A 16709-nucleotide genomic window follows, 5' to 3' on the forward strand; every position below is an offset into this window, starting at 1 on the left:
AGGAATTGGGGTTACAGCGCCTTCAACCGGATCGCCTGGCCGCCGCCGGGGGCGAGCGACAGGGTGAGGGTATCCCCCTTCTTCACCATCCGCGTCTCGAACGCGATCGAATGGCGGGCGTCGGTGGCATAGGTCGCACCGGGGCCGTCCTTATAGACCTGCGCCTCATAGGTCTTGCCGGCATCGAGGAAGTCGAGCGTCACGGTCAACGCTCGAGAATTTTCGTCGGTGATCGAGCCGATATACCAGTCCCGGCTTTTCCGATCCCGCCGCGCGAAGGTGACGTAATCGCCGACCTCGCCGTTCAGCACCCGGCTGTCCTCCCAATCCACGGGCACATCCGCGATGAAGCGGAACGCCTGTGGGTATTTGGCGTAATTCTCCGGCGTATCCGCCGCCATCTGCACCGGCGAATAGAGCACGACGTAGAGCGCCAACTGCTTGGCGATGGTCGACTGGATCGGGCTATTGTCGCTGCCGGTCAGGCTCAGCACGCCCGGCGTGAAGTCCATCGGGCCTTCGAGCATCCGGGTGAAGGCCAGGTTCGCCTCATGCTCGGGCGGGTTCTTGCCCTGCCAGGCGTTATACTCCATGCCCCGCGAACCTTCGCGCGCCAGCCAGTTGGGATAGGTGCGGCGGAGCCCCGTGTCTTTCACCGGCTCATGCGCATCGATCGAAACCTTATATTTCGCGGCGGCCTCCAGCACGCGGAGATGGTGGTTCACCATCCACTGGCCCTCATGCCATTCACGCGACACCGAGCCGTCCGCATTCACCCGCTCGATCTGCCCGGCATCGGCGACATAGCCGGTCTTGACGACATGCTCGCCATGATTGGCGGCGAATTTGAAGGCGGGGTCGAACTGGCTCTCATAATGGCTGACCGCGCCGCCCGTCTCGTGATGGCCGATCAGCGAGACGCCCTTGGACCTGGCGTACTTCGCCAGCGCATCGGCGTCGAAATCCTCCGCCGGGGTCGCGAACTGCATCGCCGAGCCATTGCCCGCCCAGTCGCCGTCCCAGCCGATATTCCACCCCTCGACCAGAACGCCGGGGATGCCGTACTTCGCCGCGAAGTCGATATAGGTCTTCACATTGGCGGTGGTGGCGCCGTGGCGAGGCCCACGCGCCCAGCTCCATTCGCCCTTGATCATCTTCCACCAGACGCCGACGAACTTGCCCGGCTTCACCCAGGACACGTCGCCCAGCTTGTTGGGCTCGTTCAGGTTGAGCATCAAATGGCTCATATACAGCCCGCCCGCATCGGGGGCGATCAGGAAGGTGCGCCAGGGCGTCGTCCAGGCGCCGGTCTTCATGACCTTGGGCGCGCCCGAGCCGGGGGTGAGGACCGCCTTGAAGCTGTTCCCCTCGGTCTTCATCAGCGCCATGCTGGCATAGTCGACCAAAGCCGCCTCATGGATGGCGATGTGCGTGCCGTCGTCCAGCTTCATGGTGATCGGCGTCGCCGCCGTGCCGACCGCGTTGATCGGCGTGCGGTTGTAGAGATATTCCTCGCGGTTCCACAGGAAGGCGGGTTTCCACCAAGCGGTGCCGCCTTGCGCGATGTTGAACTCGGTCAGTTCCTCGGCGATGTTCGCGTGCGGCATCGCCTGCTGCTCGGGAAATTCGTAGCGAAAGCCGACGCCGTCGTCCTGCACGCGGAACACCACGTCGTAACGGCGGTGGAGCGCACTCGACTCCATCAGGCGGACGCGCATCTCGCGGTGATTGTCGCGGATGGTGCGCCATTCGCCCCAGGGCTGGGTCCAGCTCGTGTCGGACTTGGCGTGGGTGACCGCTTCGATCTTCAGGCCGCGCTCGATCTTGGGCGCGTCGGTGAACATCATGCCCAGCCGTGAGGGCGCGACGATCGCCTTGCCGTTCCGCGCGATCATATAGACCGCGCGGCCGTCATTGTCGGTCGAGACCTGCACGGTAATCTGGCCGTTGGGCGAGGTTTCCACCGCGTCGGGCTGTCCGGCGGGCTTGGCGAATTTGAACGTCTCGTTGACCGCCGGATCGGCGGGGCCGTTCTGGGCGGAAGCGGCACTGGCGATCAGGCCGAGGCCGATAGCGATGGTCGTCTTCATGCAGTCATCTCCCGGATCGCCGCCCCGAACGCGCCCAGGCGTTCGTCGGTGGCGTTATTGATTTGGACCAGCACCCGTTCGCCGCGTGGCAGGTCGGGCGGAAGCTGGACGGGCGTGACGCCCAGGTTGAACAGACAGAGCAGGCGCTGGCCGCCCTCGCATCGCTCGAAGGCGAGCAATTGGTCATCGGCATGGAGCAGCCTGAGGTCGCCGATCGCCAGCGCTGGCGTTGCGGCACGCAGTCGCACGAGCCTGCGGGTGAGGTTCAGGAGCGAGTCCGGGTCGCCCTCCTGCCGATTGACCGCCAGCGCGGCATGGTCGGGTCCGGTGGGGAGCCAGGGTTCCGCATCCGAAAAGCCGCCGTTGATCGCATTGCTGCTCCACGGCATCGGCGTGCGCACCCCGTCGCGGGACAGGGTGAGGGGCCAGTTGGCGATGGCCTCGGGATCGACCAACCGCTCGAACGGCACATCGACCTGGGTCAGTCCCAGTTCCTCGCCCTGATAGAGAAAGGCGTTGCCGCGCAGGGAAAGCAGCAGCAGCATCTTCATTCGGGCGAACGCCTCGCGATGCTCCGGCGTGGTCCAGCGGGAGACGGCGCGCGGCGCATCGTGGTTCTCGAACGCCCAGCTTGGCCAGCCGACCCCCGGCTCGGCGGGCCATTTGGCCAGCGCTTCGGCGACGATGCGCGGAGTCAGCCGATCGGCATAGAGGAAGTCGAAGCCGTAAGCGGTGTTCAGCCGATGGTCGCCAGCGGTGAACAGCTTCATCTCGCGATCCGCCTCGTCGCCACCGACCTCGGCCACGGTGAAGCGGTCGCCATAATCGTCCAGCGTGGCGCGGATACGCTCCAGGAACGGCACGATGTCGGCATGGCTCTGATTGTAGAGCTTGACCTGGAAGTCGAACGGCCGGGTGCGCGTCTTGCCGGTGTCGGGCGCGGGAGGGTTATCCCGCAGGGTCGGCTCGTGCATCATGAAGTTGATCGCATCCAGCCGGAAGCCATCCACCCCCCGGTCCAGCCAGAAGCGTGCGGTGGCCAGCAACTCGGCCTGCACCTCCGGATGGTGGACGTGAAGCTGTGGCTGCTCTTTGAGGAAATTGTGGAGATAATATTGCCCGCGCCGCGCGTCCCAGGTCCAGGCGGGGCCGCCGAACACCGACTGCCAATTGGATGGCGGCGAGCCGTCGGGCTTGGCATCGGCCCAGACATACCAGTCGGCGCGAGCGTTGGTCCGGCTCGAGCGGCTTTCGGTGAACCAGGGATGCTCGTCGGAAGTGTGGCTGTACACCTGATCGATGACGACCTTCAGCCCCAGTTCGTGCGCGCGCGCGACCAGCGCGTCGAAATCGGCGAGCGTGCCGAAGATCGGATCGACATCGCGGTAATCCGCCACGTCATAGCCGAAATCCTTCATCGGCGAGGTGAAGAAGGGCGACAGCCAGATCGCATCCACTCCGAGGGCCGCGACATGGTCGAGACGCGCGGTGATGCCGGGCAGATCGCCGATGCCGTCGCCATTGCTGTCGGCAAAGCTGCGCGGGTAGATCTGATAAATCACCGCGCCTTTCCACCAGGGACGGGGGACGGCAGGAATTCTTACGGTCATCAACGGCTCTCCGCCGCGCATACGGCATAGCCGAAGGCGGGCAATTCCAACATCAGGCTCCCCGGCGCGGCGGCGGTCGGGGCACAGGCACCGGCCATGGTTATGAACTGTTGCGATACCGTTTCAACCTGCACGGCCTGGGTGATCGGCTTGGCCGAAGTGTTGAACGCGATCACATATTCGCGGCTCGTCGCGGGGTCGAAGCGCGACACCGCGAACAGGCCGGGCGCATCGCCGCGCGCACGGATCACCTGCCGCCCCCGCGTCAGCGCCGGGTTGGCCACGCGGAGGCGGGCGAGGGTGGCGATCTCGCGATAGAGCGGATGGGTGGGCACGAAGCTGTCGGTCGCGGTGGTCTTGGTCGTGCCGACCAGCTTGTTGTCGTTATAGCTGGCGACCTTGCTGGCGAACATGTCCTCGCGTGCATCCTGATCGTTGCCATCGCCCGCAAAGCCCTGTTCGTCGCCCGAATAGATGGTCGGCACGCCGCGCAGGGTCAGCAGCATGGCGTGGCCGAGTTCGACCCGCTTCAGGATTTCCGCGTCGGAGGCATCGGGGTTCGCCAGCCGTACATCGCGGGCGAAGCGGCCATGGTCGTGATTGCCGAGGAAGGTCGGCAATATGTCCGCCGTCGCCTTCCCCTTGGCATAGAGGACGTCGCCCTCGAACAGGCTGGATAGGACCCGCGTCGGTTTGTTCTCCGCGACCGTCTGGATCACCGCGTTCATGAAGGCGAAGTCGAGGACCGCCGGATAGTCGGCGATCTTGGTCCAGCGCGCGAGGTAGCCGGGCTCCATCCCGGCCGTCACCTCGCCGAAGATGTGGAAGTTCGGAATACCCTTCGCCTTGGCGCGATCGAGCATCGCGGGCACGAAACTGCGCCAGAATTCCGGATTCACATGCTTGGCGGTGTCGATGCGATAGCCGTCGATGCCGAACCGGTCAATCCAGCTCCCATAGATGTCGATCATGCCTGCGATGACGCGGGGATTTTCGGTATAGAGATCGTCCAGCCCGGAAAAGTCACCGGTGGTCGAGCTTTCGTCCTCGAAGGTCGTGTTGCCGCGATTGTGGTAATAGATCGAGTCGTTGAGCCAGGCCGGGGTCTTGGCGTTCTTCTCGCCCGCCCGGACATAGGGCGTGTAGGCGTAGGTCGGATCGGTCAGATGCGCGAAGTTGGCCGCCGTCTGCACGTCGTCGCCGAGAAATCCGGAATTGATCGCCTTGCCGCCGACGCCGCCCTGCCGCTGATACGGGTAGGTCGCGCGGTCGCGATAGGGGCAGGGCGATCCCTCGCCGCATTCACGATACTGGATCACGTCCGCCGTGTGGTTGACGATGATGTCCATATAGACCTTCATCCCTCGCGCGTGCGCCGCGTCGATGAAGGCGTGGAGATCGGCCTCGGTCCCCAGATGCGGGTCGACGGTGGTGAAGTCGGTGATCCAGTAACCGTGATAGCCAGCGCTTTCCTGGCCTCTGGCACCTTGCACCGGCTTGTTCTTGAAGATCGGCCCCAGCCAGATCGCCGTCGCCCCCAGCCCCTGGATATAGTCGAGCCGCTTGGTCAGCCCCTTCAGATCGCCGCCGTGATAGAAGCCCTTGTGCGTCGGATCGAAACCGGTGGTCAGCGGCCCGCCCTTCAACCCGCCGCGATCGTTGGCGGTGTCGCCATTCTCGAACCGGTCGGGAAGGACGAAATAGATGACCTCGTCCTGCGGCAGGCGCTGGCGATAATCCTGTGCGGCGAGCGGCGTGGCGGTTGTCAGAAGGGCGAGCAATAACGTCTTCATGCGAAAGCCTTTTGAACGGGCGCGGCGCAATGCGCGGCGAGGAAGGCGTCGTGCGTCGGCAGCCGGCCGGCCACCTGCGCGGCATGACGCCGGGTGAGGCTGAGGAAATCGTCCAGTTCGTCCGCCGACAGCCCATCGGCGAGCGCGTGATGCCCGGCGGGGACGATGCCCTGGCCGATCATCACCTGCACCCAGGCGGGCTCGGCGAAAAGCTCGTCCCCTTCGCGGCGGAATCGGCCGTGGCTGCGGAACAGCGCGATGCGGGCAGCGAGGCTGTCGGGCACCGGCACCGCGCGCCGCTCGGTCCAGAAGGGCTCGGGGCGGGCATTGGCGTGGTAATGGAGGATCAGGAAGTCGCGGATCGCCCGCCACTCGGCCTCGGTCTCGCGATTATAGGCGTCGATCTCGACCGGCTGGAGTGTCTGGCCGGGCCAATAGTCCAGCAGCCGCGCGATGCCCGACTGGATCAGATGGATGCTGGTCGACTCCAGCGGTTCGAGGAACCCCGCCGCCAGTCCGAGCGCGACGCAATTGCCCACCCACGTGCGGGCGCGCCGTCCGGTGGTGAAGCGCAACAGTCGCGGCTCGCCCGTCGCTTCGCCGTTCAGCGCCGAGAGCAGCCGGTCGGCCGCTTCGTCCTCCGACAGATAGCGGCTGTCATAGACCAGCCCATTGCCGGTGCGATGCTGGAGCGGAATGCGCCAGCGCCAGCCGGCTCCATGGGCGATGGCGCGGGTATAGGGGGGCAGGGGGGCGGCACGCTCGCCCGCCACCGCCAGCGCGCGGTCGCAGGGGAGGAGGTCCGACCAGTCGTCGAACGGCTCGGCCAGCGTCTCGCCGATCAGCAGCGCGCGAAAGCCGGTGCAGTCGATGAACAACTCGCCCGCATGGGTCTCGCCGCCTTCCAGCACGACATGGTCGATCCGCCCGCCCGCATCCCGCGCGACCGAGGCGATGCGGCCTTCCACCCGCACCACGCCCGCCGCTTCCGCATGGCGGCGGAGCAGCGCGGCATAGAGGCTGGCGTCGAAATGATAGGCCCAGGCGAGGCCGCTGGGCAGGTCGGGGCGGCCGGGATCGGGGGCGAAGCGGCTGGCCATCGCGGCTTGCGCGCTTGCCATATGGCCCCAGAGCGAGGCGGGGTTCGCCGCTCCGCCGCCGCGCAGCCAATAATGGTGGAAGGGCACCAGCCCCAGCCCGCGCCCGATGCTGCCGAACGCATGGAGATAGCCGCTGCCCTCGCCCGACCAGCCCTCGAACCTTATGCCCAGCTTGAAGCTGCCGTTCGTCGCGCGCAGGAACTCCGCTTCGTCAAGCCCGAGCATCTGGTTGAACAGTCGGATGCCGGGAATAGTCGCCTCGCCCACTCCGACCGTGCCGATCGCATCGGACTCGATCAGGGTGATGCGGGTGGCGGCGGGCAGGAACCGCGCCAGCGCCGCCGCCGCCATCCATCCGGCGGTGCCACCGCCGACGATCACGACCTTTCCGGCGATACGGTCCGTGGTAGGGCGGGCGTCCATGCGGCATCTCACATTCGGGATTCCCGCGCCGGATATGGGGGGACCGGCGCGGGAAACTTGTATCAGAAGCGATAGGTAAACCCGGCGAGGAACCGGCGGCCATAGCTCTGATAGTCGATCACCTGATCGCGCTGTCCGCCATTGGTCGTGACGAACGGCGTGTCGGTCAGGTTCTGGCCCTGCACGAACAGCGACAGGCCCTTGAACGTGCCGTCCTGGAAGTCATAGCCGATCTGGCCATCGACGATCGTCTCGTCGATCGCGCGGCGGCGGACGCGGTTGGCGCCGAAGCCTGACAACTCACCCACGAAGGTCGAGCGATACCGGACCGATCCACGGATGTTCAGGCCCCACTTCTCGAAAAAGGCGGTGCCGTTCGCCACCCAGCGCGAATAGCCGGGAATATCCTCGGGCTCGCCGCCGGGGGTCGGGGTGATCTCGGTCTTGGTGTACGACCCGCCGCCCGTCAGGCCGAAGCCGTCGAGGAAACCGACCACCTGACCCAGCGGCAAGGTGCCCGCCAGTTCGACGCCGTAGATCGTGCCGCCGGTCCCGTTGATCGGACGGGTGATCCGGCCCTGAAGCGGAATGCCGACCGGCAGCGACGCGGGAAGGGGCAGGCCGGTATAGTCGTAAGGCTGCTCAAGATTGTAAACGAAGCTCTTGAGATCCTTGTAGAAGCCCTGCGCCGCCAGATAGCCGCGCGTGCCGAAATATTTCTCGATCGTCACGTCGTAGGAATTGGAGCGGATCGGGCGGAGGAACGGATTGCCGCCATTGCCCGAGATGATCCCCTGCGCCGTGTCGAAGCCATAGGAGAGTGCGACGCGCATGTCGTCGAAGCGCGGGCGCATCATCTGACGCGCCGCCGCGACGCGGAACACCCAGTCGCTGGGCAGGCGAAGCGACAGATTGGCGCTGGGCAGGATATCCCAGTAATCGTCGCCCTGGACGATCGTGTTGAAGCCGGTGCCGTTATAGACCAGCCCGCGCGACTTCTGCTCGGTGCCGACCGCCTGCACGCCGATATTGCCGGTCAGCTCCGCCGCGCCGATCTGCGCGCGCAGATCGGCCTGGAGATAGGCGGTCATCAGATGCTCGGTCGTGGTGTACGCCTTGGCGGGCACGTCCGGGCTGGTGTTGGGCGTCAGCGTATAGACGCCACCCGCCAGCAACGCGCGCGGGTCGTAGCTGAGCATCGGTCCCAGACCCAGATAGGTCAGGTCGGTCGGCGTCTGGCGATATTGCTGCGGCAGGGGCGCGATGGTCGCGCCGCCAGGCAGGGTGACGAAGGCCTCGTTGGGGGCCAGCGACTTGGCATGATCGGTATAGTTCAGGCCGAAGCGGATGGCGTGGACGATCGGGGTCTCGACTTCGCGTTCGATCTCGACGCGGTACTGCTTGATCTCGTCGGTGACCTTGCGGTCGTTATAATAGCCCGCCTGACGTGTCGTGCCGCCCCAGCCCAGCGGATCGGTCAACTGGATCAGATTGGGGTCGGAATAGTTCAGCGTCGGCTGGAACACGGTGCCGGTCCGGCCCGTGGTGAAGCCCAGCGTGTCGGTCGCGCCATTGCCCTGGCCGTAGCCGGTACCGCTATAGGTCTCCAGCGTCACCTCGTCGCGGTCGGTGCGCGAATAGCTGAGGTCGACGAATGCGCTCCAGCCGTCATCGCCCTTATACTTGCCGTTATAGCCGAACGAATAGAGCTTGGCCTTGCGCTGGAACGAGTCGTTGCGGACCACGCCCTCGACACCGCTGAACGTGCCCGATGTGACCAGGCCGTTATTGACCACCGCGTTGGTCAGCGACGGATTGGCGCCCCATTGCAGCGGCAGTTCGATGCCGCGCTTGATCTGGTCGTCGTTGAAGTCGGAATAGAAGCCGTCGAGCGTGCTGGTGAAGGTGTCGCTCATTTTCCACTGGAGCGTGCCCGAAAGGCCCAGGCGCTTCAGCGTGGTCGAGGTGACATAGGATTTGGATCCGCCGATGACGTTGGCCGACGCGCCGTTCACCGTGACCGGCGCATAGCCCCAGGCATTGCCTTCCTGAATCTGGTATGGTTCGTTGAGATAGCTGGCCGACAGCGCGACGCCGATCGTGTCGTCCGCGAACTGGTCGACATAGGTGGCCGAGGCGCGATAGCCGAAGTCCTTCGACCCCGCGTTCAGCTTGCCGATATCGGCATAGGTGCCACGCGCGCCGACCGAGAAGACGCGCTTGCCATAGTCGAGCGGGCGGATCGTCTTCAGGTCGACCGTGCCCGACAGGCCCTGGCCGATCAGCGCGGCATTGGCGGTCTTGTAGATCAGCACCTGGTTGACGACTTCCGCCGGATACTGGTCATATTCGACCGCACGGTTGTCGCCGGTCGAGGTCTGCTCGCGACCGTTCAATAGCGTCGTGGAGAAGTCGGGGGCGAAGCCGCGGATCGAGATGGCGTTGGAGCGGCCATTGACCCGCTGCGACGTCACGCCGGGCAGGCGGGCGATGGACTCGGCGATCGAGGCGTCGGGAAGCTTGCCGATATCCTCGGCCGAGACGGATTCGACGACCAGGTCGCGGTTCTTCTTCTCAGCGACGGCATTTTCCAGCGCGGCGCGAAAGCCGGTGACGACGATATCGCCGGGTTCGGCATTGTCCTGCGCTTGCTGGGCGGCGGTGTCCGCGGTGCCGCTGTTCGGCGCGGGTACGACCGCGACGCTTTGCGCACATACCGGCGCGGCGACGATCAGGGCGAGCGTGCTGACGCCGAGCTTCAGGAACGAGCGCGCGGCATCGGCCGACGCCACAGGGCGAACCGTCATGAAATCCCCTCCAGGAAACCCCGCTTTCTTTCGACGAACGGGTATGGTTGTTGCCGCACCTGTGAAATCGATCGCGATGAAAGGGAATGATGCCGCATACGTATTCAATGCGGCCATATCGGCCTGTTGCATTATTACGACAGGACTCCCGCTTAACCTGGTACAGCAAAGCCGGTATGGGGGGGCGAGGAGGATGCCCTGATCTTGGTCGGCCAGCGAAAGCCCACATCGTTCGATATCGCGCAAATGGCGGGCGTGTCGCAGCCTACGGTCAGCCGTGCGCTTCGAGGAAGTCCTTCGGTCAGCGCCGCCACCCGCGCGCGGATCGAGGCGATCGCCAAGACGCTGAACTATACGGTCGACCGCGCCGCCTCGAACCTGCGGAGCGGGCAGACGCGGACGCTGGCGCTGCTGCTGTTTCGCGATCCTTCGCCGGGGCGGACGCTGATAAACCCCTTTTTCCTCGGGATGCTGGGCTCGATCATGGAGAGTTGCGCGGAGGTCGGATACGACCTGCTCGTTTCTTTCCAGAACCCGACCAGCAACTGGCAGGCCGATTATGAAGACAGCCACCGCGCCGACGGGCTGATCCTGCTCGGTTATGGGGACTATGCCGATTATCGCGAGCAGCTCGATCAATTGGTCGCGCGCGGCACCCATTTCGTGCGCTGGGGCTCGGTCGCGCCGGGCCAGCCGGGGCTGACCATCGGATGCGACAATCATGCGGGCGCGCTGGCGGCGACACGGCATCTGGTGGCGCAGGGGCGCAAGCGGATCGCGTTCCTGGGCGATGCGACCGACCATTATCCCGAATTCCATGACCGTTATCGCGGCTATTGCGATGCGCTGGCCGAGGCGGATTTGCCCTGCGATCCCGCGCTTCAGGTCGGCGCGATCTCCAGCGAGGAAGAGGGCGAACGCGCCGCGCGCGAATTGCTGGCGCGGGGGCGGCCCTTCGACGCGATCATGGCGGCAAGCGACCTGATCGCCCTGGCGGCGATGCGCGTGCTGGCGGAGGCGGGGCTGCGGGTGCCCGACGATGTTTCGCTGGTCGGGTTCGACGATATCCCGGCGGCCAGCTTCGCGCATCCGCCGCTCAGCACGGTGGTACAGGATGCGGCGGCGGCGGGGCGGCTGCTGGTCCGCGCGCTGCTCGCCGAGATTTCGGGCAAGCCCCGGACGCCGACCCTGCTGCCCGCCACGCTGGTCGTGCGCGGGTCCAGCATCCGGCCATAAAACACAATGATAACAGAATATCGGGAGAGGTTATGGAGAAGCCGCGTCAGGGCTTTTGGGGGCTGTGGAACACGTCGTTCGGCTTTTTCGGAATCCAGATCGGCTTTGCCCTGCAAAACGCCAATGTCAGCCGCATCTTCCAGTCGCTGGGCACCGCCGAGAAGGACCTGGCGTTCCTGTGGATCGCCGCGCCGCTGACCGGGCTGCTCGTCCAGCCGGTGATCGGCCATTATAGCGACAGGACATGGGGCCGGTTCGGGCGGCGGCGGCCCTATTTCCTCGCGGGCGCGGTTCTGGCGACGCTGGCGTTGATGGGGATGCCCAATGCGGGCGGGCTGCTGGGCGCCGCGATGCTGCTCTGGCTGCTCGACGCCTCGCTCAACGTGTCGATGGAGCCGTTTCGCGCCTTTGTCGGCGACATGCTCCCCAGCCGCCAGCGGACGGCGGGCTATGCCTTCCAGACCGGGTTCATCGGGGCGGGCGCAGTGCTGGGATCGCTCGCACCGATGGTGCTGACCGATGTCTTCCACGTCGCCAATGTCGCGGGGCCGGGCGAGGTGCCGCCGTCGGTGCGCTATGGCTTCTATATCGGGGCGGCGGCCTTGTTCGGCGCGGTGCTCTGGACCGTGCTCACCACCCGCGAATATTCGCCCGAGCAGATCGCGGCCTTTGCCGAGAGCGACGAGGGGCAGGTGGCGCATAGCGATGCCGTGCCGTCCGACCGGATCGGCACCGCGCCGCTCTGGATCGTCGCGGGCGCGTTGGTCGTCGCGGGCGTCGGGCTGCTGGGGCTCGACAAGCCGGTCTATCTGCTGGGTGGCGGGTTGATCGCCTTCGGTCTGGCGCGGATTCTCAGTGCGGCGCTGGTGCGGAGTGGGCGAGGGGCCAATGCGCTCAGCCAGATCCTGGCCGATCTGGCGGCGATGCCCGCGACGATGAAGCGGCTGGCGCTCGTGCAGTTCTTCACCTGGTCGGCGCTGTTCATCATGTGGATATACACCACGCCGATCGTCGCGGCGCGGGTCTTCCATACCACCGACGCCTCCAGCGCGGCCTTCAACGAGGGGGCCAATTGGGTCGGCGTGCTGTTCGCGGTGTACAGCGGTGTGGCCACGCTCTGGGCCTTCGCACTGCCATGGCTGGCGCGGGCGATCGGGCGGCGGAACACGCATGTCGTCGGCCTGCTGTGCGGCGCGGCAGGGTTCGCGTCGTTCCTGATGATCCGGGACGCCTGGTGGCTGTTGGGGGCGATGGTGTTCGTCGGCATCGCCTGGGCCTCGATCCTGACCATGCCCTATGCGATCCTGTCGGCGGCGCTTCCGGCTGAGAAGCTGGGCATTTACATGGGGTTGTTCAACATCTTCATCGTGCTGCCGCAACTGATCGTGTCGTCCATCATGGGGGCGGTGGTCAGCCATTTCTTCCCCGGCGATCTGGTATGGGCGATGGCGATTGCGGCGGGGGTGATGGGACTGGCGGCGCTGGCGATGCTGAGGGTGGCAAAGGACGCCTGAGCCAACTCCTCCTTGTGCCGGGGAGGATTATCTCGGCAGCGTGATCGTTGCGGCCAGCCCGCCTTCTGGCCGGTTGGAGAGGCGGATATCCCCGCCCGCCTCGCGCACGATCGAGCGGGCTAGTGCGAGGCCCAGTCCGATGCCGCCCGTATCCCGGTTGCGTGAGCTTTCCAGGCGGATGAAGGGATCGAACACCGCCTCCAACTGATCGGCGGCGATGCCGGGGCCCTGGTCGGCGACGATGATCGCGACATGATCGGCCTGCGCATCGATCCGCACATCGGCGGAATGACCATATTTTACCGCATTCTCGATCAGGTTGCGGACCGCGCGCCGCATCAGCGTGGGGCGCAGCTTCAGCCGGAGCCGCCCGCCTTCCTCGAAGGTCACGTCCTGTCCCAGGTCCAGGAAATCGGCGACGACCGCATCGACCAGCGCGTTCAGGTCGACATCGGTCTCCGCCTCGCTCGGACGCCCCGCGCGCGCCAACGAGAGGATGTCCTCCAGCGTCTTGTTCATCTCGGCGATGGTGTCGGCCATGCGCAGCCGGTCCTGTTCGTCCTCGACCGACTCGATGCGGACCCGCAAGGCGGCCAGCGGCGTTCGCAGGTCATGCCCGATCGCGCCCAGCATCCGGTCCTTTTCCTCCAGCATCGCCCGGATCCGCAGCCGCAGCGCGTTGAACGCCGCGATCAGGCCGGAGACGTCGAGCGGCCCCTGTTCGGGAATGGGTTCGCCGGGCTCGCGCGGGTCGAAACGCTCCGCCGCGCGGGTCAGGTCGCGCAAGGGGCGCGAAATGCGCCGTCCGATCCACAGCACGGGCAGCAGGATGACGCCGTACAGGATCAGGGTCTGCGCGATCAGCCGCCAGACCAGATACATCCCGTCATTGGGCCAGAAGGAGCGCGTGACCAGCCAGCCGCCGGTCTTGCGCTCGACGGCGATCAGCAGTTCCTGTGCCGGAGGACGCCGCCGGTCGACACGGCGGCGGGGCCAGTCGAAATCCTCCGGGCGGAACGGGCGGATGCCGGTGACGACGCGCAGCACCGGATGCCCCGATTCTGCCAGTCCCTCGCGCACCAGCGCCTCTACCGCGGGCACGCCCGGCAGGTTGGGGCGGATCGGATTGTTGCGCGACATCCGCACCCGGCCGCGATCGGGGGCGGGCGGGCGGCCATTGGCGGCGCGGTCGATCGCATCGGTCAGCCGCGCAATGGCGGGGCCCGATGTCTGTTCCAGCAGCAACGTCCTCCGCTCGTGCAACAGTAGCGCGAAGTTGATCGCCTGCGCCACGAACAGCGCGATGGCGAGCAGCAGCGCCATCTGCGCCGCCAGCCGACGCGGCCAGAAGCGGAGCCTCACAGGCGCGTCACCTCGGCGGCCAGCGTATAGCCGCCGCCCCAGACCGTCTTGATGATCTCGGGCGATTTGGGGTCCGCCTCGATCTTGCGGCGCAGGCGGCTGACCTGATTGTCGATCGCGCGGTCGAAGGCGGCGGCCTCGCGCCCCTGGGTCAGGTCGAGCAACTGGTCGCGGGTCAGCACCTGGCGAGGACGGCTGACCAGCGCGAGCAGCAGATTATATTCGCCGGTCGACAGCATCACCGACACGCCCTCGCGATCGACCAGCGACCGCTCGCCCGATTTCAGCACCCAGCCCGCAAAGGCGTAGGAGCCGCTGTCCGGCGCATGGAGCCGCGCGCCGCCCGCCTGGGTCCGGCGCAGCACGACCTTGGCCCGGGTCGCCAGTTCGCGCGGGGAAAAGGGCTTCACGACATAGTCGTCCGCGCCCATTTCCAGTCCGACGATCCGGTCCGTCTCCTCGGCGCGGGCGGTCAGCAGGATGACCGGCACCTCGCTGGTCGCCGCGATATGGCGGCAAAGGCTCAGCCCGTCCTCGCCCGGCATCATGATGTCGAGGATGACCAGGTCGATGGCATAGGCCGCGAGCCGGGTGCGCGCCGAGGCGGCATCGCCCGCCTGGGTCACGCGGAACCCCTGTTTGGTCAGATAGACGGCGAGCGGCTCGCGGATGGAACGCTCGTCATCGACGAGCAGCAGGTGCGGCGTGTCGGACATGGGGGAGGGGTCTAGCATGGCAAGCGCGGCTCGCAAGCGGGGCGACGGATGGGGGGATCGGTCGCCCCGCCTGACGGCTCAGTCGTCCTGCTGGGGGGCAGGCTGAGCTCCGGGGGCCATGCCGCCATGGCGGCGGCCACCGAACCGGGGGGCGGCGGCGCGTTCGGCCACGTCGATCTTGCCGTCATGATTGATGTCGAGACGATCGAACACCGCCACGGCGCGGGCGCGGAAGGCGTCGGCGGTGATGGGTTGCGGGGCGCGACGGCCGGGGCGGTCACCGCCGCCCTGGCGACGCTCCTGCCACTCGGCACGACGCTGCTCGCGATAGGCGCGCATTTCGTCCGGGGTCACGGTGCCGTCGTGATTGGCGTCCATCGCGGCGAAGCGCTGGTCGGCGGCGGCAATGGCGGCGGCGCGGGTGATATTGCCCGAGGCGTCGGGCCGCATACCCATCAGGCCACCACCCATCCGGCCGGGCGGCGGGGGAGGGGCCGAGGTCTGGGCCTGCGCGGCGGTGGCGGTCAGCAGGGTGGTGAGGGAAAGGCCGATCAGGGTCTTTCGCATGGGTTTCGGGTCCTTTGCGGCGGAGAGGAAAATCCCTTCCGGTCGATGGCCCTTCTCGCCTGGGGCTGTCGCCCGATCATGTCGGGCGACAGCCGCAATTGTCGCAAATTGTGCGGCTTGGCCGCCGCCTTCAATCGAGAAATCGATCGTCGAACATGCCGTAGAGGATGGTCGAGGCATAGAGTGCGATGGCGTGGGGGCGCTCCATCGTGCCCGCCCATTTGCGCATGTCGAAGGCCGCGTTCTGGATCGCCATCAGCGCCTGGGCCGCGATCAGCGCATCGACCGCGCGCATCGACCCTTCCGCCACGCCGTCCATGATCGTGCCCGCATAGCGCCGCGCGATCCCGTTGGAGCGCTCGACCATTTGCGCGCGCACGTCGCCCGGCAGGCTGGCGAGCGCGGTGGTGCGGAGCAACGGCCCGCGTTCGGCGAACTGGACGTCCAGCAGGGTCGCGATCGCGCTGGACAGCCGGTGCCAATGGCTGCTCCCGGCCGCATCGGCCAGTTGCTGCGCGGCGGTGATCGTGTCGAAGCTGCGGCGGTAACAGGCGGCGACCAGATCGTCCTTGGCGTCGAGATGGTGATAGAAGCTGCCCTTGGTAACGTTCAGCTCGCTGGCGATCCGCTGCACGCTGGCGCCGCGATAGCCGAGCTGGTTGATCAGCCGGGTCGCGGCCAGCAGAAACGCCTCGCGCCCCGGCTCGGTCCGCTGCGCCATCCGCGCGTCGAGGTCGAGCATGGCGGGGGACCAGGTCGATCCCTTCGCCGCGATGCCATGGGTCAACACGTCGAGCAGCCGTTCCTCGACGCGGGGAAACTGGTCCAGTTCATACCGGACCAGCCAGATCGGCAGCCAAAAGGTGTTTTCCAGCAGAACATGCGCCCGCGCGCCGTGCAGGTCGGTATGCGCGCGGCTGGGGGCCGGACCCCACAGGCTGCGCGTGGCGCGGAATACCTTCTGCCACCCGGCCATCAGGCGCCCCCGGATCGGCTCCTCCATGGCGCGAAGGTCGGACAGGACGGCGAAGGGCGCCTCCTCGCCTCGTTCGATCCGGGCGAGCCGGGCCATGTTGATCGACAGATAGCGCGCGACGCGGGCCTGCGGCGTGGGTGCCTCGGCAGCGAGCGTCAGCATTTCGAGCAGCCGGTCCAGCGTATGCTCGAACGCCGCCGCCGCCAGTTCGTCCTTGCGACGGAAATAATAGGTGACGCTGGTGGTGTTCAGCCCGACGCGCTGCGCGACATCGGCGAAGGTCATGCCCTTGGCCGATTGTTCGTTGATCGCTTGCGCCGCCGCCGCCAGGATGGCGTCACGCTTCTGTCGATAGCGTTCGGTACTCTGCTCTTCCTCGACGGACGTTGCCGCCATTGCCGTCACCCTCTCGATACTCGCCCGTCGATCCGTCGATCTGCGACGGACCGATATTCCCTATCTCGAAAAACGACGCCGGTCATCGCTTTTTGCGGAATCGAGGATTGGGCGAGTGC

Annotated in this window: 11 protein-coding genes; 2 read left to right on the forward strand and 9 right to left on the reverse strand. The window is 66.5% G+C overall.

From position 1 onward, the window contains the following. Positions 1 to 11: 11 nt before the first annotated feature. The 5 genes from QE379_RS08830 to QE379_RS08850 all read right to left on the reverse strand — a co-directional run bounded on the left by QE379_RS08830 (position 12) and on the right by QE379_RS08850 (position 9823). Entirely contained in the window at positions 12 to 2090 is a 2079-nt protein-coding gene (locus QE379_RS08830) for a glycoside hydrolase family 97 protein (protein ID WP_306999734.1), read from the reverse strand. Beyond that, on the reverse strand, positions 2087 to 3700 hold the full coding sequence (locus tag QE379_RS08835; RefSeq protein WP_306999736.1) for an alpha-glucosidase: 1614 nt from the start codon (positions 3698 to 3700) through the stop codon (positions 2087 to 2089). Before QE379_RS08835 ends, QE379_RS08830 begins: the two co-directional genes overlap by 4 nt. Then, entirely contained in the window at positions 3700 to 5493 is a 1794-nt protein-coding gene (locus QE379_RS08840) for an alpha-amylase family glycosyl hydrolase (RefSeq protein ID WP_306999738.1), read from the reverse strand. Before QE379_RS08840 ends, QE379_RS08835 begins: the two co-directional genes overlap by 1 nt. Then, positions 5490 to 7016 (reverse strand): tryptophan halogenase family protein, encoded by a 1527-nt coding sequence (locus QE379_RS08845; RefSeq protein ID WP_306999739.1) that lies wholly within the window; start codon positions 7014 to 7016, stop codon positions 5490 to 5492. Before QE379_RS08845 ends, QE379_RS08840 begins: the two co-directional genes overlap by 4 nt. A 62-nt stretch (positions 7017 to 7078) precedes the next feature. Further along, positions 7079 to 9823 carry a TonB-dependent receptor gene (locus QE379_RS08850; protein WP_306999740.1) on the reverse strand — a complete coding sequence of 915 codons (2745 nt, stop codon included), beginning with the start codon at positions 9821 to 9823 and terminating at the stop codon, positions 7079 to 7081. Between the two features lie 204 nt (positions 9824 to 10027). On the opposite strand from QE379_RS08850, the gene QE379_RS08855 reads away from it, so the two are divergent. Both QE379_RS08855 and QE379_RS08860 read left to right on the forward strand, forming a co-directional pair. Then, the gene (locus tag QE379_RS08855) at positions 10028 to 11059 is read left to right on the forward strand and encodes a LacI family DNA-binding transcriptional regulator (protein ID WP_306999742.1); all 1032 of its coding nucleotides are present in this window, start codon (positions 10028 to 10030) and stop codon (positions 11057 to 11059) included. Positions 11060 to 11091: 32 nt separating this feature from the next. Further along, positions 11092 to 12573, forward strand: a complete 1482-nt coding sequence (locus QE379_RS08860; protein WP_306999743.1) for an MFS transporter — start codon at positions 11092 to 11094, stop codon at positions 12571 to 12573. 27 nt (positions 12574 to 12600) lie between these two features. On the opposite strand, the gene QE379_RS08865 is transcribed toward QE379_RS08860, so the two are convergent. From QE379_RS08865 to QE379_RS08880, 4 genes are all read right to left on the reverse strand, one after another. Continuing rightward, positions 12601 to 13896, reverse strand: a complete 1296-nt coding sequence (locus QE379_RS08865) for a HAMP domain-containing sensor histidine kinase (protein WP_307003145.1) — start codon at positions 13894 to 13896, stop codon at positions 12601 to 12603. A gap of 35 nt (positions 13897 to 13931) precedes the next feature. Further along, entirely contained in the window at positions 13932 to 14651 is a 720-nt protein-coding gene (locus QE379_RS08870) for a response regulator (protein WP_261268163.1), read from the reverse strand. Positions 14652 to 14729: 78 nt separating this feature from the next. After that, positions 14730 to 15218 (reverse strand): EF-hand domain-containing protein, encoded by a 489-nt coding sequence (locus QE379_RS08875; protein ID WP_306999744.1) that lies wholly within the window; start codon positions 15216 to 15218, stop codon positions 14730 to 14732. Positions 15219 to 15348: 130 nt separating this feature from the next. Further along, complete coding sequence (locus QE379_RS08880) at positions 15349 to 16590, reverse strand: TetR/AcrR family transcriptional regulator (protein WP_306999745.1); 1242 nt, start codon at positions 16588 to 16590, stop codon at positions 15349 to 15351. Positions 16591 to 16709: the final 119 nt, after the last annotated feature.

Source organism: Sphingomonas sp. SORGH_AS_0879 (assembly GCF_030819175.1).
Taxonomy (GTDB): domain Bacteria; phylum Pseudomonadota; class Alphaproteobacteria; order Sphingomonadales; family Sphingomonadaceae; genus Sphingomonas.